Raw genomic sequence first — 20,139 nt, forward strand, 5'->3', positions numbered from 1 at the left:
TTATGCTGACTTCCCAATGACACATTCGCCCGCAACCCCCTTGCACCCCCAGACCAGCACCCCGCCCGGCGGCATCGTGGCCCGCACGGCCGTGGGCCTGTCACACGCCATCCATGCCCGCGAGGTGTCGTGCGTCGAGGTGCTCGATGCCTACCTGGCCCAGATCGACCGCCTGAACCCCGTGGCTAATGCGCTGGTGGCCCTGGCAGACCGCGACGTGCTGCGTGCGCAGGCCGCCGAGCGCGATGCGCAACTGGCGCGCGGCGAGAGCCTGGGGCCGCTGCACGGCTTTCCGCAGGCGCCCAAGGACATCATGCCCGCCGCCGGCATGGTCACCACACGCGGCTCGCCCATTTTCGCGGGCCAGGTCTCTGCCACCGACGCCGTGGTGTTCGAGCGCATGCGTGCCAGCGGCGCGCTCTTCGTGGGCCGAACCAACTCGCCCGAGTTCGGCCTGGGCGGGCACACCTACAACCCGGTGTATGGCACCACGCGCAATGCCTTCGACCCAGCCGTGTCGGCGGGCGGCAGCAGCGGCGGGGCGGCGGTGGCCGTGGCGCTGCACATGCTGCCGGTGGCCGATGGCTCGGACATGATGGGATCGCTGCGCACGCCGGCGGCGTTCAACAACGTGTACGGGCTGCGCACCTCGTTCGGCCTGGTGCCGCACGGCCCGACGGAGGAGGTGTTCTTCCAGCAGTTCAGCGTGGCCGGCCCCATGGCGCGCAACATCCCGGACCTGGCGCTGCTGCTGTCGGTGCAGGCGGGCTTCGATGCGCGGCTGCCGCTCACCCGCCGGCACGAGGACGTGGCCTTGCTGGGCCAGCCGCTGGAGCGTGACTTCCACGGCGCGCGCATCGGCTGGCTGGGCGACCTGGGCGGGCACCTGCCCACCGAGCCCGGCGTGCTGGCCACCTGCGAGCAGGCGCTTGCGCACTTCCGCACGGTGGGCTGCGCGGTGGAATCCGTGGTGCCCGCGTTCGACATGGAGCAGCTGTGGAACGCCTGGATCGACCTGCGCAGCTTCAGCGTGGCGGGTGCCAACGCAGGCCTGTACCGCAACCCCGCCACGCACTCGCTGCTCAAGCCCGAGGCGGTGTGGGAGATCGAGCGCGGCATGCGCCTGTCGGCCCTGCAGGTGTACGACGCGGCCCGCGTGCGCAGTGCCTGGTACCAGGTGCTGCGCGGATTGTTCGAGCAGTTCGACTTTCTGGTGCTGCCGGCCGCGCAGGTCTTTCCGTTCAATGCCGACCTGGACTGGCCGCACGAGGTCGGCGGCCGCACCATGGACACCTACCACCGCTGGATGGAGGCCGTGGTGCCCGCCACCATGGCCGGCCTGCCTGCATTGGCAGCACCCGCCGGCTTCGGGCCTGGTGGACTGCCTGCCGGGCTGCAGATCATCGGCCCGGCGCAGGCCGATGCCGCCGTGCTGCAGATAGGGCACGCATACGACCAGGCCAGTGGCTACGCCCGTGTGGCGAGCCCCTTGCTGGGTTGATGGGCCCCGTTCCGTTCCACGTTTTATATGCCTTCCCCTGCCGCCTTTCCCGCATTTTCTTGACCGGAGAACTTCCCCATGCCCTTGCCGCGCTCCCGCTTCATCTCGTGCCTTCTGGCCAGCGCGTTCGCGCTGGCCGCGCCCGCCGTGGCGTTGGCGCAGACCTATCCCGACCGCCCTGTGAAGCTGGTCGTTCCGTTCGCACCCGGCGGAGCCGCGGACATCCTGGGGCGCCTGCTGGCCACGGCGATGGGCGAGCGGCTGGGCCAGCCGGTGGTGGTGGAGAACCGTCCCGGGGCGGGCACGGTGGTCGCGGCCTCGCTGGTGGCCAAGGCGCCGGCCGATGGCTACACCCTGCTGCTGGGCGCCAATACCACGCTCACCATGAACCCCGCCATCCGCACCAACCTGCCGTACGACCCCGTGCGCAGCTTCACGCCCATCGGCATGGTGGCGGACATGGGGCTGCTGCTGGTGGCCCACAACGATGTGCAGGGCAGCACGCTCAAGGACATCGTGGCCCAGGCCAAGGCCGCGCCGGACAAGTTCTCGTACGGCTCCTACGGCACGGGCTCGTCGGTGCACTTCGGCGCCGAGATGCTCAAGGCCACCGCGGGCTTTCCGATGATGCACGTGCCCTTCAACGGCAGCTCGCCCAACCTCACGGCGCTGATGGGCGGGCAGGTGCAGCTGGCGGTGGACACGGTGGTGGCCTCCACCCCGCTCATCAAGGCCGGCAAGATCAAGCCCATCGCCGTGCTGAGCCCGCAGCGCCTGCCGCTGCTGCCCAACGTGCCCACGGTGGCCGAGAGCGGCTACCCGGGCTTTGACATGGGGTCGTGGTTCGCGTTCGTCGCGCCCGCCGGCCTGCCCGCACCGGTGCAGAAAAAGCTGGAGAAGGCCCTGGCCGACACCATGGCCTCCGCCGAGTTCAAGAAGAAGCTGGTGGACATCGGTATGACCCCCGCCTGGGGCAACGGCGACGCGCTGCGCGCCCGCATCGAGCGCGAGCTGCCGCTGATGCGCGCCGTGGCGGCGCGGGCGGACATCCGCGTCGACTGAGGGCGAGGGTTTCAGGCGGTGCGCTGCACCGCCAGGCACAGCCAGCAGGGAAACGCGCCCGTGGCGGGGTTGACGGCGAAGTGCTCGTCATAGACCTCGACGGCGGGCCGCGCGGCCACTTCCCAGCCTGCGGGGATCTGCCCCGGGGCCATCATGCCCGCCCAGGCCGCGCCGATCTCGGGCCCGGTGCCGACGAACTGCAAACAGGCGTAGTCGCCGCCCGGAAAGTCCTGTACCAGCGCCTCGGTGCCCGTGCGCAACCCGACGCCCACCTGCACGCAGGCGTCGTAGCGGCATTGCGCGGGCGGTGTGCAGGCGGGGTTGTCCAGGCTGATGCCGTAGTACCTGGGGCGCGGCTCGGCGAGGCCATGGGCCGCGCACCATTGGCCAAAGCGGTCCCACAGCTGCGTGAGCGACGGGCCGTAGGGGCCGGTCTGGCGCATGTAGGCAAGGCGCATCGGGGGCAACTGGCGGATTTCGAGGGGCATGGGTGGTCCTGGATGGGGTTGCGGTAGGGAGGGCGCTTTTGTGCCTTGCAGTCTAAGCCGCAGGAAACCTGCTCGGCAATTGGCGACAATGCGGGAATCCTTTGTCACCCATTTTTGTCCACGCCATGCAATTCGCCGACCGCCTGAACAATGTAGAAACCTCCGCCATCCGCGAGCTTTTCAAGCTGCTGGGCAAGCCCGGCATCATCAGCTTCGCGGGTGGCTTCCCCGACAGCGCGATGTTCGACGTGGAAGGCATCCGCGCTGCCAGCAACGCCGCCCTGGCCGAAGAACCCGGCGCCGCGCTGCAGTACGGCGCCACCGAAGGCTACAACCCGCTGCGCGAGCAACTGGCCGCCTTCATGGCCAGCAAGGGCGCCCAGGACGTGGCGGCCGACAACCTCATCGTCACCACCGGCAGCCAGCAGGCGCTGGACCTGCTGGGCAAGACGCTCATCAGTCCCGGCGACAAGGTCATCGTGGAAGGCCCGACCTTCCTGGCCACCATCCAGTGCTTTCGCCTGTACGGCGCCGAACTCATCAGCGCGCCCATCGACGGCAACGGCGTGAAGACCGACGAGCTGGAAAAGCTCATCGCCGAACACAAGCCCAAGTTCGTCTACCTCATCCCCACCTTCGGCAACCCCAGCGGCGCCATGCTGAGTCTGGAGCGCCGCAAGGCCGTGCTGGAGATGGCCGTGAAGCACAACACCCTGATCGTCGAGGACGACCCCTACGGCGACCTGTACTTCGGCGACGCACCGCCCCCCAGCCTGCTCAACCTGTCGGCCAGCGTGCCCGGCAGCCGCGAGCTGCTGGTGCACTGCGGCAGCTTGAGCAAGGTGCTGTCACCCGGCCTGCGCGTGGGCTGGATGATCGCCCCGGCCGAGCTGCTGGCCAAGGCCACCATGTGCAAGCAGTTCAGCGATGCGCACACCAGCACCTTCGCCCAGGCCACCGCCGCCCAGTACCTCAAGGCCGGCCGCATGCCCGGCACGCTGGCGAACGTGCGCAAGGTGTATGCCGAACGCGCCCAGGCCATGGGCGATGCGCTGCGCAAGGAGCTGGGCGGCGCCATCGAGTTCGTGCAGCCCCAGGGCGGCCTGTTCGTGTGGGCGCGCCTGACCGGCGCGGGTGGCAAGGTGGCCGACGGCAATGTGCTGGCCCAGCGCGCGATTGAAAAGGGCGTGGCCTTCGTGCCCGGCACGCCCTTCTTCTGCGCCAACCCCGACCACGCCACGCTGCGCCTGTCGTTCGCGACGGCCGACGTGGAAAAGATCCGCGAAGGCGTGGCGCGCCTCGGCCAGGCCCTCTGAAGCGTCGATGTCGGACGCCAACGATCTCGCCCAGATTCTCCAGCGCCTGGAAAGCCTGGAGATCAAGGCCAGCTTCACCGAAGACCTGCTGGACCAGCTGAACATGACCATCTACCAGCAGCAGCAACTGATCGACCGGTTGACGCACGAGGTCATCCAGCTGCGCCAGCAGGCGCCCGAGAGCGGCTCGAACGGCCCGCGCAACCTGCGCGACGAGCTGCCGCCGCATTATTGATCTAGCGATCTAGGCTTTCACGGACCGCCAGGCCGCATCCGCCAACTCCGCGCGGTACGTGGTGGGCGAGGGCAGGCCGCCCTGGGCAGCGTTGCCCGACAGCCACGCCCTGCAATAGCTTTGCACCGGGCCCATGACCAGCGACGGCATCAGTTCGCAAGGCAGGTCGCGCAGCGCGCCCGATTGGCGGTGCGGCTCGAACCAGGCCACCAGCGCCTGGTTGCGGCCCCGCGCCGCCTCGGCCAGGTCGGCGGTGCGCGGGCCTGCGGCCACGGCGCCGCGCGCCTGGAACAGGAAACGTGCCCGCTCGGGTTGTGCCACCACCCAGTCCAGATAGCCCGTGACCAGGGCCGACACGCCCGCCTCGACGCCCTGGGCGGCATCCAGCTGCGCCTGCACGCTGCGCGACTGGTCGTGAAAGATGTCGAAGAACAGCGCCGCCACGATGCCGTCGCGGTTGCCGAAGTGGTGATAGATGCTGCCCACGCTGGCCCCGCAGCGGGCGCGCACCCCGTCGATGGTGACGGCATCCACGCCGCCTTCGGCCGCGCAGGCGAGGGCGGCGTTCAGGATGTCCTGGCGGCGGTCGGTGGCGGCCTCGGCCGGGGATGAGGTGGAGGGCGGGGAATTGCGGCTTGCCATGGAATGCGATTCTAGAATAAAGTTCTAGAAAATACTTCTAGTCCACGATTTCCATGCATCCTTCCCCCATTGCCGCCCCTGCAGCCGCTGCATCCATGCCCGGTGCCGCCTTGTACCCGCACTTGCTCGCGCCGCTTGACCTGGGTTTCACCACCCTCAAAAACCGCGTGTTGATGGGCTCCATGCACACCGGCCTGGAGGACGGGCGCGACCTCACGCGCATGGCGGCGTACTTCCGCGAGCGGGCCGAGGGGGATGTGGGACTGATCGTGACGGGCGGCTTTGCTCCCAACATCGCGGGCTGGGCCAAGCCCTTCGCGGGCACGCTGGCGACCTCGGGTGCCGCCCGGCGCCACCGGGTGGTGACCGACGCGGTGCACGGCGCCGGCGGCAAGATCGCGCTGCAGATCCTGCACACCGGCCGCTATGCCTACCACCCGCTGGCCGTGGCACCCTCGCGCCTGCAGTCGCCCATCTCGCCGTTCACGCCGTTCGCGCTGTCGGCGCGCGGGGTGGAGCGCCAGATCCGCGCGTTCGTCAACTGTGCCGTGAAGGCGCGCGAGGCAGGCTACGACGGCGTGGAGGTGATGGGCTCGGAGGGCTACTTCATCAACCAGTTCCTCTCGCAAACCACCAACCTGCGCAGCGACGCCTGGGGCGGCGACTACAGCCACCGCATGCGCCTGCCGGTGGAGATCCTGGCCCGCATGCGCGAGGCCGTGGGGCCGGACTTCATCATCATCTACCGCCTGTCGATGATCGACCTGGTGCCCGGCGGCAGCGCCTGGGACGAGATCGTCACCTTGGGCAAGGCCGTGGCCACCGGTGGCGCGAACATCGTCAATACCGGCATTGGCTGGCACGAAGCGCGCGTGCCCACGATTGCCACCAGCGTGCCGCGCGCGGCGTTCGCCTGGGTCACGCAGAAGATGAAGGCCGAGTTCGCGGCGGCAGGCATTGCCACGCCGCTGGTCACGTCCAACCGCATCAACACGCCCGAGGTGGCCGAGCAGGTGCTGGCGGATGGCTGCGCCGACATGGTGTCGATGGCGCGTCCGCTGCTGGCCGACGCCGCCTTCGTGAAGAAGGCGGCAGAGGGCCGGGCCGACCGCATCAACACCTGCATCGCCTGCAACCAGGCCTGCCTGGACCATGTGTTCCAGAACAAGACCAGCAGCTGCCTGGTGAACCCGCGCGCCTGCCACGAGACGGAACTGGTCTACCGGCCCATCGCCACACCGTCCGCACGCAAGCGCATCGCCGTGGTGGGCGCCGGGCCCGCCGGCCTGACCGCCGCCACCGTGGCCGCCGAGCGCGGGCACGAGGTGCACCTCTTCGACGCCGCGCCCGCCATCGGCGGCCAGCTCAACATGGCCAAGGTGGTGCCGGGCAAGGAGGAGTTCCACGAGATGCTGCGCTACCTGGCCACGCGGGTGGAGGACACGGGCGTGCAGCTGCACCTGAACCGCGTGGTGCAGGCCTGCGACCTGGAGGGCTTCGACGAGGTGGTGATCGCCACGGGCGTGCTGCCGCGCGACCCGCAGATCCCTGGCCAGGACCACGCCAAGGTGCTCAGCTACATCGACGTGCTGCGCCACGGCAAGCCGGTGGGCGAGCGCGTGGCCATCATCGGCGCGGGGGGCATCGGCTTTGACGTGGCCGAGTACCTCACGCATGGCGAGCACCCTTCCACCACGCTCGACCTGCCGGCCTGGAAGGCCGAGTGGGGCATCACCGACCCCGCCGAGGCGCGCGGTGGCCTGGCCCCCTCGGGCCCGCGCGCCACGCCCCCCGCGCGGCAGGTGACGCTGCTGCAGCGCAAGAAGGGCAAGCTGGGCGCGGGCCTGGGCAAGACCACGGGCTGGATCCACCGCACCACGCTCAAGATGAAAGAAGTGCAGATGGTGAGCGGCGTGAACTACGAGCGCATCGCCGACGAGGGGCTGCTGGTGTCCTACGGCGACAAGCGCGAGGACCCGACCTGGATCCCTTGCGACACCGTGGTGCTGTGCGCGGGACAGGTGCCCCTTTTCAGCCTGGCGCAGGCGCTGGAGGCCACGGGCCGCAAGCCGCACCGCATCGGCGGCGCGCTGGAGGCGGGCGAGCTGGATGCCAAGCGCGCCATCGACCAGGCGGCGCGGCTGGCGGCGCGCTTGTAAGGCGAGTGAAGCCGGTTTTTAAGCAAAACAGGCCGCCAGCGCTGGATAGGAAAGCGCTGGCAGCTATTGTTTTGATAGTGTCTGGCCGACGGCCGATGTCCCCCGCTGCGCGGCAGAACTCTCGAGTGCGTTGAACACCCGCAGCGCGGCCCACGCATCGTTGGCCGCGTAGACCAGCTGGGCCTCCGTCAGCCGGGCGTTGGCCCAGTTCGAGGTGGCGGCCTTCTTGGACTTGACGAAGCGCCGGTTGAACAGCACGGCCACCGCGCCCTTCACACCCATGTCCTTGCGATAGCCGCGCTGGCGGAACACGGTGTTGAGTTCCAGCACATCGGCCGGCTGCACGCCCAGCTTGTGCTGGATGCGTTTGGTGTCGTCCCCCAGGCCAAAGCCCGCCTTGGTCACGCCGCGCAGGGCCAGCAGCTCGGCCACGCGCGCGCGGCAGCCGGGGTCGTGCAGCTGGAAGACCCAGGCGGTGTCGAGCGTGGCCAGCTGCACGATGTGCGGCCCGTCGGACTGTTCGCCCTGCACGAAGGTGGGCTTGGATTCGGTGTCGAACCCCCACGCGCTGGCCGCCGCCAGGGCATCGCAGGCCTTGTCGGCCTGCTCCGGGGTGGAGACGAGGGCGATGCGGTCGGTGCCCAGGCGCTCGAAGGGTTCCAGCAGGGCGATCTGGTCTTTGCCGGGGGTGGCGTGGTGGGCGGCGCGCGAAGGCGGGTGGGGGTGCCGGGGAGGGGGTGGTGCCGTCATGGGCCCATTGTGCCGTGCGGGCCCTGGAGCCCCGATGTGCCCGCGCCCAGAGGTCGGGCGCATCCGCCTGCGTGCCGGCCTCTCAGCGCTTGCCCGTCTTGTGCAGGCGGGGCATTTCGGCAATGTGGCCCAGGGCCTCGTCGCAGGCAGCCACGGTCAGTGCCTGCCGCGCAGCCAGCCAGCCCACGCCAAACCAGGCCTTCGGGTCGGTGGCGGCGATGTCGCCATACAGCACGCTGGCCACGCGTTCATCGTTCAGCCGGCCCAGGGCCGCCAGCGCGGGCTGCAGGCTGTCGAGGAAAGATTCCCCTTCGGCGTCCAGCGCAGGCGCCACGAACTCCGTGAGATAGCGCAAGCGCTTGAGGCGCTTGCGCAGGCGGTGTTGCTCATCCACCGGCAGGGCTGCAAAGCCCTGGGCCCCCTGGCGCACCCTGGCGTGCAGGCGGTGCAATCGCTTTTGCAGCAGGCGGCGGGTGTCCCGGGCCTCCAGGCCTTGGTCCCCGCCCGCCGACGCGTCATCGCGGCCCCGGGCCGTGAACGCCATGAGGGCGATGAGTGCCGCCTGGAACGCGGGCGTGCGCACGATGATGGCGGCGGCGGGAGCCTGGTCCGCCGCCGCACGCACCTCCAGCGCAGGCGCGCCCGCATCGCGCATGTCGGCGACGATGGCCTGCAGCGCCTGGCCCCGGTCGCGCAGCTGGCCCAGGCGCTGGAACACCTCCACCAGCGGTGGCTCCCAGGCGGGGTCGAACGCGCCGGGGGCCAACGGCGCCAACTCGCGCAAGGCCGTGCGCAGCCGGCGGATGCCGATGCGCAGCTGGTGCACATGTTCCTCGTCGCCCCCGCCTTCCACGATCTCGCTGGCATTGCCCAGGATCTGCTGGAGGCAGTGCGCCACCACCATGCGCTGCAGGCCGCGCCCCTGCAAAAAATGCTTGCGCTGGCCGCTGGCACGCAGGGGGGCGGCCTTGGTGGCGGGCCGGGCCCATTGCGCGGCCAGCAGCCGCTCGCCGCGCTCCGCCTTGGACACCGTGCTCAGAAACAGCCCGTGCCGTGTGGCCCACCGGGCGGCGATGGCCGCCAGGCCTGATACCGGCCCGGTCTTGAGCTCCAGCTCCAGCTCGCAGATGCGCGCCTCTTTCTGCTGCGGCGTGCCACGGTGGGCGATGACCCGCCCGGTGTCCAGGGCCAGCTCCACCACGCCGCCCTTGAAGGCGATGTCCCGCGTCACGCGGTCCATGGCGGTGCCATAGGTTTCGGCCAGGGGGCCGCTGGCGCCCTGCAGCGCGTGCAGCAGCCGGGTGCCCGCCAGGGTGCCGGCATGCAGTGCGGGGTGGGGCTCGGGGGCGGGGCCCGCGGCGTGGGCCGGGCCCCGGTCCACGTTGTGCTCCTCCCGGTCCAGGGGGCCGTCACCCAGGGCCTTGACGGTCTGCACCCACAGGTCGCCTTCGCGGCGCAGCCGCAGCGCGATGCCGCGGGCCGCCAGCGCGCCATCGGGCGTGTCGAAGTAGCGGGCCTCCATGCGGATGGACGCGCACGGGCCCCGGCGCGCGGCCGCCTGCACGGCCGCCAGGCGCTCGGGAGGAATGCAGAACTTGAATTCGATTTCCATGGGGTCTATTTTGCCTGCGCGTGGAAGTGTTTTTATTTTTGCAGAGAGAAAATGCAGCGGTGAATAATGCGTGGAGATAATCGGAAATATCCAAGAATGGTCATCATGATAATTTATTGAATGACCCCAGTGGCATCAAGCGTACCCGTGCCTTGCATCGAATTCCCGGTTGGCTGCCGGATGTGGCGGGGATTCGGCGGATTATAGGGGGGCCATGAATATCCGTGTTCGAATTGCCCTGTTCTTCGGTGGAGGATGTGTCAATACTTCCCTTTCGGCTTGGATTATCGATTGGTCACGGTTCTGTCATTTGAAACAATTAGTATCTTCTGGGTGCCCGAGGTCGTCTCCGGTGGCCATTCAAGAGGATTCCAGATGCTTCAGAAAATGAAAATTGGCACCAGGCTGGCCCTGGCATTTGCAGTGCTTCTGCTGCTGATCTCCGCGCTGGCGGCTGGCGGCATCAGTGGCGCCAAGCGCCTGACGGAGCGCAGCGCGGCGCTGTATGGGGACCGCACGGTGCCCATGGGCGTGCTGGCCGAGATCAGCCACCTGACCCAGCGCAACCGCGTGCTCGTGATGGACATGCTGATGGACCCCGGCACCAGCAATCTGCAGGCAAGCCATGCGGCGCTGTCCGCGAACGTGGAGCGGATCCGGGCCCTGTGGAAGTCCTACACCGCCAAACCCCTCGGCGAGCAGGAGCAGGCGCTGGCCCGGGCCTTCGCGCAGGCCAATGCCGCGTACCTGGACAAGGGGCTGATTCCCGCGGCCGCGGCGCTGGTGGCGGGCAAGTACGACGATGGCTCCGAGCTCTACATCAGCCAGATCCGGCCCCAGGCCGCGAAGGTGCAGGATGCCGTGGAACAGCTGGTGGCGTTGCAGATCAGCCTGGCGGACGCGGAGTTCGGTGCGGCCCGGCAGATGAGCGAAACCATCCATGTGTGGATGCTGGCGGCCACCGTGCTGGCGCTGCTGGCGGGCACGGCGATGGCATGGGTCATCACCCGGTCGATCTCGCATCCGCTGCGGCAGGCCGTGGCGTTGGCGCGGACGGTGGCCGGAGGCGACCTGAGCGCGCAGATCGAGGTGCGCGGTGCCGACGAGACGGCGGAGCTTCTGGGGGCGCTGCGCGAGATGAACCAGCAGCTGGTGCGCGTCATCACCGATGTGCGCGAGAGCACCGAGTCGGTGGCGCAGGAGGCCGTGCTGATCGCGGGGGGCACCGAAGACCTGGCCCGCCGCACGGAGACGCAGGCCTCCAATCTGCAGGAGACGGCTGCCTCCATGGAGCAGCTCACCATCACGGTGCAGCACAACACCGACAACGCCCACCGCGCCACCCACCTGGCGCAGGAGGCCAGCAAGGTCGCGAACGAAGGCGGCAGCGTGATGCGCAATGTCATCGCCACCATGCAGGAGATCCATGTCCAGTCGCAAAAGATCACGGACATCATCAAGGTGATCGACGACATCGCGTTCCAGACCAACCTGCTGGCCCTCAATGCGGCCGTCGAGGCCGCCCGCGCGGGGGAGCAGGGGCGGGGCTTCGCCGTCGTGGCCGGGGAAGTGCGGGGGCTGTCGCAGCGCAGCAGCACGGCGGCGCGCGAAATCCGGGGGCTGATCACGGCGAGCGTGGATGGGGTCGAGCGGGGCTCGGCGCTGGTCGGCCAGGCGGGCGAGCGCGTGGCCAATACGGTGTGGCATGTCGATCAGGTGGTGGAGCTCATCAGCGAGATCCGGGACGCCGGCCAGGAGCAGTCCCGGGGCATCGCGCAGATCGGTGAAGCCGTGCGCCAGCTTGACGCCGCGACGCAGAAAAATGCGGCGCTGGTGGATGACAGCTCGTCGGCGTCCACGGGCATGAAGCACCAGGTGCGGCGGCTGCTGGAAGTGATCCACCAGTTCCGCCTGGCCCCCGACGGCGCCGCCGCGGCGGTGGACGGGACGGCGCCGCAACCATCGGGCGGTGCGCGGCAGCTTCTGGCGGCACCGCCACGGCCCCAGGCGGCGCACAAGCGCCTGGCCACGGTGCCGCGCTAGGACGGAGCCCTTTCCATGAACAGGACCGATGTACTGATTGCCATTGCCGAGGTGGCGCGCACGGGAGGCGCTTCGAGCCCCGAGGACTCCATTTCGCAGCTGGCCATGGTCATCGACGGCCTGGAGCTGTCCAGCAGTGGTTCGGAGATGGCGATGGAGATGCTGCTCAAAAGCGCCGCCTGCCTGTGGAACCTGCAGCAGGAGCGGCTGCGCCTGTGAAGCACCGGGAGGCGGGCGCTGCCCCGGTGCGCCTTCTCAGCGCGGGGCCGGTGGCGGCTCTTGCGGGGCGGCCACGTCGAGGGACGCGATCTGGTTGCGCCCCTGGTGCTTGGCCAGGTACAGCGCCTGGTCGGTACGGTCCAGCATGTCGCGCAGGCTGCGGTCGCTTTGCCGGAAGGCGCCCAGCCCCAGGCTGGCGGTGATGCCATAGCCGTGGCCCGCCTCGTCGGCCAGGCGCAGCGCGCGGATGCTCTGGAGAATGCGCATGGCCACTTCCATGCCCTCGGCCAGCGCGGTCAGCGGCAGCAGCACGCCAAACTCCTCGCCCCCCAGCCGGCCCACCGTGTCGCTGGCGCGCAGCTGGCTCTTGACGGCCTGGGCAAACGCCACCAGCGCGCGGTCGCCCTCCAGGTGGCCAAAGCGGTCGTTGATGGACTTGAAGTGGTCCAGGTCCAGCATGAGCAGCGCGAGCGGCTCGCCGTTGCTGCGCGAGCGCGCGTACACCGATTCGGCGCATTCCAGGAACGCGCGGCGGTTGGCCATCCCCGTCAGCATGTCGGTGGTGGCCAGGCGCTGCAGCTCGCGCTCCAGGTTCTTGCGCTGCGTCACGTCGCGGTAGATGCCCTCCACGCCCGCGAAGTTGCCCGCATGGTCGTACAGCGCGTGGCTGCTGATGGAGATGTCGATCACCTGCCCGTCGCGCCGCACCATCTGGCCGGGAAAGTCCGACACCTCGCCTTTTTCCACGATGGCGGCCTTGAACGCGTCGCGGTCGGAGCTGTGCGGGTAGTACGACTCGGCGGTGCGGCCCTCGATCTCGTGGGGCTCATAGCCCAGCACGCGCCGCACGCCCGGGCCCACGTGCTGCACGACACCCTTGGCGTCCGTGCGGTAGTACACGTCCTGCATGTTCTCGAACAGGCGGCGGAAGTTCTGTTCGCTTTCGCGCAGCTGGTCCTCGATCTCGCTCTGGTGCGTCATGTCCAGGCCGCACATCAGCACGGCGGGGGCGCCCTGCCACTCCACCGCCACGCTGCTGATCAGCACCATGCGCAGGTTGCCCCGCAGCGTGCGGATGCGGAACTCCGACGGCTTGTTGGGCCGTCCTCCCTGCCCGGGCACGGTGACCTGCTGGACACGGTGGTTGGAGCGCACGCGGTCCATGGGATGCACGAAGTCGTCCGAGGGCCTGCCGATGAGGCTGTCCGGGCCCGGTGCCTCCAGGAGATCCAGGCCGGCGGCGTTGGCAAAGCGGATGATGCCCCCCTGGGTGACCAGTACAGCCGCTGGCAGCAGTTGCAGCAGACGGAGGTCGTTGAACATCGGCGTGACGTAACAAAAGGTAATGCCCCATTGTGGCACCGGGGTGGGCCGGTGGGAATCGATGTTTGTCACAGGCGGTACCATCGCCCATGAGAAAAACTTTCCAACTCCATGTTGAAGGCAAGAACCGCGACCGCGTTCTGGATGCCGTCAAGCACGAAATCCGCAAGTACATCAAGCGCGAACGGCGCCGCGAGCTGCCCGAAGGCGCTGACTTCTGGGACTTTGACTGCCAGTTCGGCCGGACCAGGGAAGACGCCGCCGTGGCGCACCTGTCGGCCTTGACCGGGCTCATCAACGAAGTGGCGGCAGAAGGCGGCCCGCAGTTCCATGTGGAGATCGTCGCCAGGCCCGGCAAGCGCACGCCCCGGCCCGAGGGCGAGCCCGGGGCCCCGTCCGGCCAGGACGGCGGCGGAATGGACGAGGCCGGCGAAGGGGCTTGACCCCGGGCCGTGGCGAGCGGGCGGCCAGGAGCCCCCGCGGGTGTTCGACAGGCTCCTTCTAGGAGCCTTTTTTGTCTGCGGCCGCCGCAGCGCGCAGCTTGTCCTTCTTGCTGGGCCGCTTTCCCTTGATGCCGCCGGTGCCCTGGGGGGCGGCGGCCGAGGCCGGCGCGGGGGCCTCGGCCTCGGTGGGCTCAAAGCCCGCAATCTGCTCGCGCGGCAGGCTCAGGTGCTGGCGTTTTTCGATGAGCCGGAAGTGCGCTTCGGCATCGGCCGTCACGAAGCTCACGGCCACACCGCTCTCGCCCGCGCGGCCCGTGCGGCCGATGCGGTGCACATAGTCCACGGCCGAGCGGGGCAGGTCGTAGTTCACCACGGCCGGCAACTGCGCGATGTCGATGCCGCGCGCGGCCAGGTCGGTGGTCACCACCACCTGCCAGCGTTCGTCCTTGAACTCCTGCAGCACCTGCTTGCGCGCGCCCTGGCTCAGGCCGCCGTGAAAGGGGCTGGCGAAAATGCCGGCCTTGTACAGCTTTTCGGCCACATGCTCGGCCGCGTACTGCGTGGCCACGAACACCAGCACGCGCGGCCAGCCGTGCTCCTTGACCAGGTGCCGCAGCAGCTGGGTGCGGCGGGCAGCATCCACCGCGATGGCGCGCTGCTCGATGGCGGGCTCGTTGCCCGGGGTGTGGGGCACTTCCACGCGCACCGGGTTTTTCAGCAGGCCGTCGGCCAGCGCCTGCACGGCGGCGGGAAAGGTGGCTGAAAAGAACAGGTTCTGCCGCTGGGCGGGCAGCAGGGCCAGCACGCGCGCCAGCTCTTCGGCGAAGCCCAGGTCCAGCAGGCGGTCGGCCTCGTCGAGCACCAGGTGCGCCACGGCGGACAGCCGCAGCGCGTTGTGCTCCACCAGGTCCAGCAGGCGGCCCGGCGTGGCCACCACGATGTCGGCGCCGCCGCGCAGCCCCAGCATCTGCGGGTTGATCGACACGCCGCCGAACACGATGGCGATCTTCAGCGGCTGCTGCAGGTGCTGGGCCAGGCTGCGCAGCACCTCGCCCACCTGGGCGGCCAGCTCGCGCGTGGGCACCAGCACCAGGGCGCGCACCCTGCGCGGGCCGCCGGTGGCGCCCAGTTGCAACTGCTGCAGCAGGGGCAGGGCGAAAGCGGCCGTCTTGCCCGAACCCGTCTGCGCGGCGCCCAGCAGGTCAGCGCCTTGCAGGACGGCTGGAATGGCGCCCGCCTGGATGGGCGTGGGCGCCACGAAACCCGCCTTTTCGGCAGCGTGGACAAGGGCAGGGGACAGACCGAGGGAGGCAAAGGGCATGGAGGCAGCGCTGGAGCGGCGTTGAAAGCGGACGCACGACAGCGCGAACGGGGAAAGATGGGGGGATTGTCGCCGCAGTTGCCCTCGGGGCCCGTGCGCCGCCTCGGCGCGCTGGCGTGCCGGGCCTGGCGGCGGGCCCCGTGGGTGGCCACCGCCCTGATAATCAGGCACCGGCGGTTCGCCGGTTTTTCCCTTGTCTTTCCCCGCACCATGGCCCTTACCCTTGATTCCTCCGCCATCACCCACGGCATCCAGCTGGCGGTGGCGCCCGTGTTTTTGCTCACGGCCGTGTCCGGCATGATCGGCGCCGTCGCGGGCCGGCTCGCCCGCATCATCGACCGGGCCCGCGTGGTGGAAGACCGCGCCCGTGCCAACACCGAGCCCGAGTTTCTGGCCCGCGCCTACAGCGAGCTGGCAGACCTGCGGCTGCGCGGGCGGCTGGCCAACGGGTGCATCGGGCTGCTCACGTTCTGCGCGTTCCTGATCGGCACCACCATCATCCTGCTGTTCCTGGGCGAGACCACCAACTTCCAGTCCAACCGGCTGGCGGTGGCGGGCTTCCTGGCGGGAGTCGCGTCGTTCTTGCTGGCGCTGGTGTGTTTCCTGACCGAGACGCTGCTGGCCACGCGGTTGCTCAACTTCCACATGCTGCAGCAAGAGGTGGAAGGTAAAAAGCCATGAAGTCGTTTGCCGACCTGGGCGGCCTGGTGTATTCCACCGACTCCGGCCGCATGTGCCCGGGCTGCCGCCAGCCCGTGGCGCAGTGCACCTGCCAGCAGAACAAACCCTTGCCCACGGGGGACGGCATCGTGCGCGTGTCGCGCGAAACCAAGGGGCGCGGCGGCAAGGCCGTGACGCTGGTCAAGGGCGTGCTCGTGGACGGTGCCGCGCTGGAGCAGCTGGGCAAGCAGCTCAAGGCCGCCTGCGGCAGCGGCGGGACGGTGAAGGACGGTGTGATCGAAGTGCAGGGTGACCATGTGGAGCGCGTGATCGTCGCCCTCCAGAAGCTGGGCCACAAGGTCAAGCGCGCGGGAGGCTGAGGCCCCCTGAAACGAAAAGAAGGCACCGCACCACGATGGATCCCGAAAAACTGCAGCGCCTGGTCACCCTGGAGATGCCCTATGGCAAGTACAAGGGAACGGTGCTGGCCGATCTGCCGGGCAACTACCTGAACTGGTTCGCGCGCGAGGGTTTCCCCAAAGGCGAACTGGGGCAACTGCTGGCGCTGATGCACGAGATCGACCACAACGGTTTGTCACACCTGCTCAAACCGTTGCGTGGGGCGCGCGAACTGAACACTTGATCGCTGGTCGCGCGGGGCGCACGCCTGCCTGCCTGCTGCGCGACCAGCATGGGCCCAGGAATTGGCGAGGGCATGCGAAGACCTGCCGAGCCCGTGCCGGTCCTTGCACCGGCCACAGGCCTCACCCCGGAAGTGGTTCTGTGCGCCCCTCAGCCCTTGTGCTGGCCTGTGCTGCTGTGCAAGCTGGCGTAGTTGATCGCAATGAGTTGCGCGATAGCGAGAATATCGGCGCGCGAGTGGTCGGCTCCGGGGAACAGATCTTTCGCCAGGCTCTGGGCTTCTATCACTTGTTTCGAGGCGAGTTCGCTGGCTCGATAGAGCCCTCGTGCAAGGACGATGTCTGTGTTCTGGGTCACGTTGTTCTCCTGATTTTTCTGAGAGCCTCAGTATGAACTCCCACCCGTTCTATGGGCTTGGGGGAATGCCATTGGCGCCTCCGGTGGGAGGGTATCGCCGGGCTGGCGCATAGAGATCAAAACAACCGGCTGGCGGACACAGGGAGCCACCAGTGGCACGGCGGCGGCCAGCTTCACGGCATTGAGCCTGCGGGACTCCTGGGGAGTCTGCGTGCCGCCATAATCGCCTTCGATACCAACTCACCACTCCGAGGGAATGCACATGAAGGGCAATATTGCGGCGATCGTCCTGGTCGTGCTGGGCGTGTTTTTTCTGCTGACCAATCTGGGGCTGATCAGCATCAGCCTGCGCGAGTTGCTGCGGGTATGGTGGCCGGTCGCGCTGATCGCGGTGGGCGTGGCCCTGTTCTTTACGCCCGGTACCAAGGGCAAGTAAGGCCGGGTTCGCGGGGCACCCGCAACACCGACCATCGCCCCGCGCGCGGGGTCAGCCGCCGGCCCGCCGTGGGCCGTGCCCGTCGTCTTCGCGCGGCGGCACAAAGGCCGGGTCGCTGCCGAAATAGCCCCGGAACAGGTTGCGCGCGATGCCATGCGCCGCCACCTGCAGGCTGTCCGCCACCTCGGGCGTGAACAGGCGCTCGGTGTGGTGCTGCCACAGCCTTACCCAGGCGGCGAAGTGGGCTGGCGTGACGCCGTCCAGCGCCATGTGCTTGCCGAAGACATCGCCGCGGAAGCTGCGCGTGCCCAGCGCCACCGTGCTCCAGAAATCGACAAGCCGCTGCAGGTGGTTCTCCCACTGGCCGTGCAGTGCCTTGTCGAAAACGGGCCCCAGGAGCGGGTCGGCCCGCACATCGGCGTAAAAGCCATGCACCAGTTGCGTGATGCTCTGCACGCTGGGTGCCGAGGCCTTCCCGGGGGGGCTGGCCGCCGGATCGCTCATGGCCGTGCGGCTCCCGCTCCGCTGCACCCGCAGCCCGACGAACCGCAACCCTGCGAGGGGGCCGCCGCACCTGCCTCGAACGGCGGGAACAGCACGTTGTTTTCGAGGTGGATGTGGTTGACGAGGTCGTCACCCAGCTGGGCGATGCCCGCATACAGGGCGCGCCAGGTGTTGCAGGCGCCCTGGGGGGGCGTGGCGTCGTTGGTCAGGGCGTTGAGCTTGTCCAGCGCGGCGCCATGGTCCACGTGCTCGGCACGCATCATGCCGATGGGCTGGCCCACGAAGGGGTTGCCCCCGGCCTTGAGCATCGGAAACAGCACCTGTTCTTCCTTGGCCATGTGCGAAAGCAGTTCACCGTGCATGTCTTCCAGCAGGTCGGCCAGCCCGGCAGGCACCATGGGGTTGTCGCGGTGCACGGCTTCCACGCGGCGGGCCATGCGGATCAGTTCGGGCAACTGGGCGCGGTGCACCTCATGGTAGCGCGCCAGGATGTGGTCGATGAGCGCGCCGGGCGAGGCGGCTTCGGGCAAGGCGTCGCTGCGCTGCAGGGGCGCCAGTTCCGCCAGGACGGCATGGGCGTCCAGCCCCTTCTCGGCGGCGGCATGGGCCAGGCTGACCTGCCCGCCGCAGCAGAAGTCGAGCTTGAGCCGCCGGAACACCGCCGTGGCGCCGGGCAGCTGCACGGCAATCTGGCCGATCTGCTGATCCGCGCCGAGGGGCGCGTGTGCGGGGTGGGCGGTTTGCAGGTGATCAACGCGGGCGTTCATGGCGATCCTTTAAAGATTCATTTGATGTGAATATTTTATCCAATAAAATTCTCAGTAGATGCATCTTTTAATTGACCTGGGGCAAATCCCATGCGCCTGACCCAATGGACCGACTACACGCTGCGGGTGCTCATGTACTGCGCTGCCACCGAAGGCCGCCAGCAGCCGGTGACCATCACCGAGGTGGCGCAGGGCTACGGCATCTCGCGCAGCCACCTGATGAAGATCGTGCAGCAGCTGTCCGCCCAGGGGTTGCTGGAGACGACGCGCGGCCGGGGAGGCGGCATGCGGCTGATGCGGCCTGCGGGCACCATCAACATTGGCGCGGTGGTGCGGGCCACCGAGACGGATTTCAATCTGGTGGAGTGTTTCGACCCCGCCACCAACCAGTGCCGCCTGAGCAGCCATTGCCGCCTCAAGGGCGTGCTGTGGCAGGCCATGCAGGCCTACCTGGCGGTGCTCGATGGCGTGACGCTGGAGGATCTGATGGCGCCACAGGCCGCCGCCCTGGGCTTCGGCGCCCTGCCCACCGTGGCTGTGCCTCGCAACGGGGCCGCGCGGCGGGCCGCGCCGGATGGGGTTGAATTCTGAGCGAAAAAGGGCTGTGGCGCTTTACTGTCAAGCGCAAGGTGCTATTAAAAACATAGTCACCGAGGGGTTTGCACCGGCTCCCCGAACGCCTGCCGGTAGCGGGCGGGGGTCAGGCCCACATGGCGCGCGAATTCGCGCGTGAAATGCGGCTGGTCCGCGAAGCCGCAGGCAAAACCGATCTCCGCCAGGCCGTGGCGCTCCTGCAGCAGCCACTGCGCGGCGGCGCGGGCCCGGGCCTCCGCCACGATGCTGCGGCAGCTCAGGCCGGTGCCTGACAAGGCCCTTTGCAGGCTGCGGCGCGCGAGCCCCGCCTGGCGCGCCAGCGCATCCACGGTGTGCGGGGCGGCGGGGTCTTGCAGCACATGGCGTGCAAGCGCATGCGCGAGGGGCGGCCAGGGCAGGGGATCGCACAGGCCGGTGGCGGCACTCGGCGGCGGCGCCTCGGGGGCGCGTGCGCCGCTGGCTTGCCAGTGCAGCACCCACTGGTCCACCCTGCCGTGCGCCATGAGTTGCGCGAGCCGTCCGTCCAGGTCCCCGGCCAGTCCCCCTCCCTGCCGGTCATCGGCATCCCATCGCAGGCGGGACGCCGCCATCTCCACCCCCAGTGCGCGCACGCCCAGGGCCTTTCCGGCGCCCAGCAGCACACCCAGCACGGCGAGGCTTTCGGTGGGCAGGGGCGGCTGGGCCACGCCAGCGCGTGCGTGGTGGCGCAGCTGCAGGCGCCCTGGGCCCAGGGCCTGCACGCTGACCTGATGGCGGGAGTGGACGTAGCGCTCCAGGCGCTGCCAGCGGGCGAGCAGGGCGGCCATGTCGGCGGCGCCCATCAGGGCCCGGTGCACGGGGTCGCCTTGCAGCAGGTCCACCCGCTGGGCCAGCCGCAGCAGCATCGCGGGCCCGCCCTGCCGCAGGATGGCTTCCACCACCGCGCGCTTGCAGGCCAGGGGCACGCGGCTGCCCTGGGGACCGCCGTGCAGGCCATGGGGCGCGGGCGGCGGCGCCAGGCCGTGCGCGTGCATGGCGCGCACCAGCAGGCGGACCATGGCGGCGCTGGCGAAGTCTTGCATGGGG

General features: G+C 69.2%; 23 protein-coding genes. 13 read left to right on the forward strand and 10 right to left on the reverse strand.

Annotated features, from left to right (window positions below; genetic code table 11):
• The first annotated feature begins 16 nt into the window (after positions 1-16).
• Together KW843_RS06215 and KW843_RS06220 are read left to right on the forward strand one after the other, a co-directional pair.
• A complete protein-coding gene (locus tag KW843_RS06215; protein ID WP_218294179.1) occupies positions 17-1,501 on the forward strand; it encodes an amidase in 1,485 nt (494 codons plus the stop codon).
• A gap of 78 nt (positions 1,502-1,579) precedes the next feature.
• Positions 1,580-2,563, forward strand: a complete 984-nt coding sequence (locus KW843_RS06220) for a tripartite tricarboxylate transporter substrate binding protein (RefSeq protein ID WP_218294180.1) — start codon at positions 1,580-1,582, stop codon at positions 2,561-2,563.
• A gap of 11 nt (positions 2,564-2,574) precedes the next feature.
• Here the strand turns inward: KW843_RS06220 and KW843_RS06225 are convergent, their stop codons facing one another.
• On the reverse strand, positions 2,575-3,051 hold the full coding sequence (locus KW843_RS06225) for a GyrI-like domain-containing protein (protein WP_218294181.1): 477 nt from the start codon (positions 3,049-3,051) through the stop codon (positions 2,575-2,577).
• Between the two features lie 125 nt (positions 3,052-3,176).
• On the opposite strand from KW843_RS06225, the gene KW843_RS06230 reads away from it, so the two are divergent.
• Both KW843_RS06230 and KW843_RS06235 read left to right on the forward strand, forming a co-directional pair.
• Positions 3,177-4,367: a PLP-dependent aminotransferase family protein gene (locus KW843_RS06230; protein ID WP_218294182.1), complete on the forward strand. Its 1,191-nt coding sequence runs from the start codon at positions 3,177-3,179 to the stop codon at positions 4,365-4,367.
• 7 nt (positions 4,368-4,374) lie between these two features.
• Entirely contained in the window at positions 4,375-4,602 is a 228-nt protein-coding gene (locus tag KW843_RS06235; RefSeq protein WP_218294183.1) for a SlyX family protein, read from the forward strand.
• Positions 4,603-4,611: 9 nt separating this feature from the next.
• Here KW843_RS06235 and KW843_RS06240 read toward each other — a convergent pair whose 3' ends face one another.
• Complete coding sequence (locus tag KW843_RS06240; RefSeq protein ID WP_218294184.1) at positions 4,612-5,244, reverse strand: TetR/AcrR family transcriptional regulator; 633 nt, start codon at positions 5,242-5,244, stop codon at positions 4,612-4,614.
• A 95-nt stretch (positions 5,245-5,339) separates the two neighbouring features.
• On the opposite strand from KW843_RS06240, the gene KW843_RS06245 reads away from it, so the two are divergent.
• Entirely contained in the window at positions 5,340-7,403 is a 2,064-nt protein-coding gene (locus KW843_RS06245; protein WP_218294477.1) for an NADPH-dependent 2,4-dienoyl-CoA reductase, read from the forward strand.
• Between the two features lie 63 nt (positions 7,404-7,466).
• On the opposite strand, the gene KW843_RS06250 is transcribed toward KW843_RS06245, so the two are convergent.
• Positions 7,467-8,153: a 3'-5' exonuclease gene (locus KW843_RS06250; RefSeq protein ID WP_218294185.1), complete on the reverse strand. Its 687-nt coding sequence runs from the start codon at positions 8,151-8,153 to the stop codon at positions 7,467-7,469.
• 82 nt (positions 8,154-8,235) lie between these two features.
• Positions 8,236-9,765, reverse strand: coding sequence for a CYTH and CHAD domain-containing protein (locus KW843_RS06255; RefSeq protein ID WP_218294186.1), 1,530 nt, complete (start codon positions 9,763-9,765; stop codon positions 8,236-8,238).
• Between the two features lie 387 nt (positions 9,766-10,152).
• Between KW843_RS06255 and KW843_RS06260 the strand changes: the two genes are divergently transcribed.
• Both KW843_RS06260 and KW843_RS06265 read left to right on the forward strand, forming a co-directional pair.
• On the forward strand, positions 10,153-11,808 hold the full coding sequence (locus tag KW843_RS06260) for a methyl-accepting chemotaxis protein (protein WP_255594564.1): 1,656 nt from the start codon (positions 10,153-10,155) through the stop codon (positions 11,806-11,808).
• Positions 11,809-11,823: 15 nt separating this feature from the next.
• Entirely contained in the window at positions 11,824-12,027 is a 204-nt protein-coding gene (locus KW843_RS06265) for a hypothetical protein (protein ID WP_218294188.1), read from the forward strand.
• Between the two features lie 36 nt (positions 12,028-12,063).
• Here KW843_RS06265 and KW843_RS06270 read toward each other — a convergent pair whose 3' ends face one another.
• Positions 12,064-13,350: a GGDEF domain-containing protein gene (locus KW843_RS06270; RefSeq protein ID WP_218294189.1), complete on the reverse strand. Its 1,287-nt coding sequence runs from the start codon at positions 13,348-13,350 to the stop codon at positions 12,064-12,066.
• 89 nt (positions 13,351-13,439) lie between these two features.
• Here KW843_RS06270 and KW843_RS06275 point away from each other — a divergent pair, with 89 nt between their 5' ends.
• A complete protein-coding gene (locus KW843_RS06275) occupies positions 13,440-13,793 on the forward strand; it encodes a DUF6172 family protein (RefSeq protein WP_218294190.1) in 354 nt (117 codons plus the stop codon).
• 58 nt (positions 13,794-13,851) lie between these two features.
• Here the strand turns inward: KW843_RS06275 and KW843_RS06280 are convergent, their stop codons facing one another.
• Positions 13,852-15,114, reverse strand: a complete 1,263-nt coding sequence (locus KW843_RS06280; protein WP_218294191.1) for a DEAD/DEAH box helicase — start codon at positions 15,112-15,114, stop codon at positions 13,852-13,854.
• 210 nt (positions 15,115-15,324) lie between these two features.
• Between KW843_RS06280 and KW843_RS06285 the strand changes: the two genes are divergently transcribed.
• From KW843_RS06285 to KW843_RS06295, 3 genes are read left to right on the forward strand one after another with little or no spacing between them, the layout of a single operon-like run.
• Positions 15,325-15,795, forward strand: coding sequence for a DUF2721 domain-containing protein (locus KW843_RS06285; RefSeq protein WP_218294192.1), 471 nt, complete (start codon positions 15,325-15,327; stop codon positions 15,793-15,795).
• The gene (locus tag KW843_RS06290) at positions 15,792-16,154 is read left to right on the forward strand and encodes a translation initiation factor Sui1 (protein ID WP_218294193.1); all 363 of its coding nucleotides are present in this window, start codon (positions 15,792-15,794) and stop codon (positions 16,152-16,154) included. Before KW843_RS06285 ends, KW843_RS06290 begins: the two co-directional genes overlap by 4 nt.
• Positions 16,155-16,189: 35 nt before the next feature.
• The gene (locus KW843_RS06295; protein WP_218294194.1) at positions 16,190-16,417 is read left to right on the forward strand and encodes a DUF3820 family protein; all 228 of its coding nucleotides are present in this window, start codon (positions 16,190-16,192) and stop codon (positions 16,415-16,417) included.
• A 149-nt stretch (positions 16,418-16,566) separates the two neighbouring features.
• On the opposite strand, the gene KW843_RS06300 is transcribed toward KW843_RS06295, so the two are convergent.
• The gene (locus KW843_RS06300) at positions 16,567-16,773 is read right to left on the reverse strand and encodes a hypothetical protein (RefSeq protein ID WP_218294195.1); all 207 of its coding nucleotides are present in this window, start codon (positions 16,771-16,773) and stop codon (positions 16,567-16,569) included.
• Between the two features lie 262 nt (positions 16,774-17,035).
• Here KW843_RS06300 and KW843_RS06305 point away from each other — a divergent pair, with 262 nt between their 5' ends.
• A complete protein-coding gene (locus tag KW843_RS06305) occupies positions 17,036-17,209 on the forward strand; it encodes a LiaI-LiaF-like domain-containing protein (protein WP_218294196.1) in 174 nt (57 codons plus the stop codon).
• A 51-nt stretch (positions 17,210-17,260) separates the two neighbouring features.
• Here KW843_RS06305 and KW843_RS06310 read toward each other — a convergent pair whose 3' ends face one another.
• Together KW843_RS06310 and ytfE are read right to left on the reverse strand one after the other, a co-directional pair.
• Positions 17,261-17,713 (reverse strand): group III truncated hemoglobin, encoded by a 453-nt coding sequence (locus KW843_RS06310; RefSeq protein ID WP_218294197.1) that lies wholly within the window; start codon positions 17,711-17,713, stop codon positions 17,261-17,263.
• On the reverse strand, positions 17,710-18,480 hold the full coding sequence (gene ytfE / locus KW843_RS06315) for an iron-sulfur cluster repair protein YtfE (protein WP_218294198.1): 771 nt from the start codon (positions 18,478-18,480) through the stop codon (positions 17,710-17,712). The genes KW843_RS06310 and ytfE overlap by 4 nt, the downstream gene beginning before the upstream one ends.
• Before the next feature lie 90 nt (positions 18,481-18,570).
• On the opposite strand from ytfE, the gene KW843_RS06320 reads away from it, so the two are divergent.
• Positions 18,571-19,071, forward strand: a complete 501-nt coding sequence (locus tag KW843_RS06320) for an Rrf2 family transcriptional regulator (protein WP_218294199.1) — start codon at positions 18,571-18,573, stop codon at positions 19,069-19,071.
• A gap of 56 nt (positions 19,072-19,127) precedes the next feature.
• Here the strand turns inward: KW843_RS06320 and KW843_RS06325 are convergent, their stop codons facing one another.
• Entirely contained in the window at positions 19,128-20,135 is a 1,008-nt protein-coding gene (locus KW843_RS06325) for an AraC family transcriptional regulator (protein WP_218294200.1), read from the reverse strand.
• Positions 20,136-20,139: the final 4 nt, after the last annotated feature.

This window comes from Acidovorax sp. sif1233 (assembly GCF_019218755.1).
GTDB lineage: Bacteria > Pseudomonadota > Gammaproteobacteria > Burkholderiales > Burkholderiaceae_C > Acidovorax.

Excerpts from the sequence above, each read along its gene's own strand:
- KW843_RS06220 (WP_218294180.1), top strand. The coding sequence starts at position 1,580 with ATGCCCTTGCCGCGCTCCCGCTTCATCTCGTGCCTTCTGGCCAGCGCG.
- KW843_RS06255 (WP_218294186.1), bottom strand. The coding sequence starts at position 9,765 with ATGGAAATCGAATTCAAGTTCTGCATTCCTCCCGAGCGCCTGGCGGCC.
- KW843_RS06250 (WP_218294185.1), bottom strand. The coding sequence starts at position 8,153 with ATGACGGCACCACCCCCTCCCCGGCACCCCCACCCGCCTTCGCGCGCC.
- KW843_RS06325 (WP_218294200.1), bottom strand. The coding sequence starts at position 20,135 with ATGCAAGACTTCGCCAGCGCCGCCATGGTCCGCCTGCTGGTGCGCGCC.
- KW843_RS06275 (WP_218294190.1), top strand. The coding sequence starts at position 13,440 with ATGAGAAAAACTTTCCAACTCCATGTTGAAGGCAAGAACCGCGACCGC.
- KW843_RS06270 (WP_218294189.1), bottom strand. The coding sequence starts at position 13,350 with ATGTTCAACGACCTCCGTCTGCTGCAACTGCTGCCAGCGGCTGTACTG.
- KW843_RS06295 (WP_218294194.1), top strand. The coding sequence starts at position 16,190 with ATGGATCCCGAAAAACTGCAGCGCCTGGTCACCCTGGAGATGCCCTAT.
- KW843_RS06235 (WP_218294183.1), top strand. The coding sequence starts at position 4,375 with ATGTCGGACGCCAACGATCTCGCCCAGATTCTCCAGCGCCTGGAAAGC.
- KW843_RS06240 (WP_218294184.1), bottom strand. The coding sequence starts at position 5,244 with ATGGCAAGCCGCAATTCCCCGCCCTCCACCTCATCCCCGGCCGAGGCC.
- KW843_RS06285 (WP_218294192.1), top strand. The coding sequence starts at position 15,325 with ATGGCCCTTACCCTTGATTCCTCCGCCATCACCCACGGCATCCAGCTG.
- KW843_RS06280 (WP_218294191.1), bottom strand. The coding sequence starts at position 15,114 with ATGCCCTTTGCCTCCCTCGGTCTGTCCCCTGCCCTTGTCCACGCTGCC.
- KW843_RS06230 (WP_218294182.1), top strand. The coding sequence starts at position 3,177 with ATGCAATTCGCCGACCGCCTGAACAATGTAGAAACCTCCGCCATCCGC.
- KW843_RS06265 (WP_218294188.1), top strand. The coding sequence starts at position 11,824 with ATGAACAGGACCGATGTACTGATTGCCATTGCCGAGGTGGCGCGCACG.
- KW843_RS06310 (WP_218294197.1), bottom strand. The coding sequence starts at position 17,713 with ATGAGCGATCCGGCGGCCAGCCCCCCCGGGAAGGCCTCGGCACCCAGC.
- KW843_RS06260 (WP_255594564.1), top strand. The coding sequence starts at position 10,153 with ATGAAAATTGGCACCAGGCTGGCCCTGGCATTTGCAGTGCTTCTGCTG.
- KW843_RS06320 (WP_218294199.1), top strand. The coding sequence starts at position 18,571 with ATGCGCCTGACCCAATGGACCGACTACACGCTGCGGGTGCTCATGTAC.
- KW843_RS06225 (WP_218294181.1), bottom strand. The coding sequence starts at position 3,051 with ATGCCCCTCGAAATCCGCCAGTTGCCCCCGATGCGCCTTGCCTACATG.
- KW843_RS06245 (WP_218294477.1), top strand. The coding sequence starts at position 5,340 with ATGCCCGGTGCCGCCTTGTACCCGCACTTGCTCGCGCCGCTTGACCTG.
- KW843_RS06215 (WP_218294179.1), top strand. The coding sequence starts at position 17 with ATGACACATTCGCCCGCAACCCCCTTGCACCCCCAGACCAGCACCCCG.
- ytfE (WP_218294198.1), bottom strand. The coding sequence starts at position 18,480 with ATGAACGCCCGCGTTGATCACCTGCAAACCGCCCACCCCGCACACGCG.
- KW843_RS06305 (WP_218294196.1), top strand. The coding sequence starts at position 17,036 with ATGAAGGGCAATATTGCGGCGATCGTCCTGGTCGTGCTGGGCGTGTTT.
- KW843_RS06290 (WP_218294193.1), top strand. The coding sequence starts at position 15,792 with ATGAAGTCGTTTGCCGACCTGGGCGGCCTGGTGTATTCCACCGACTCC.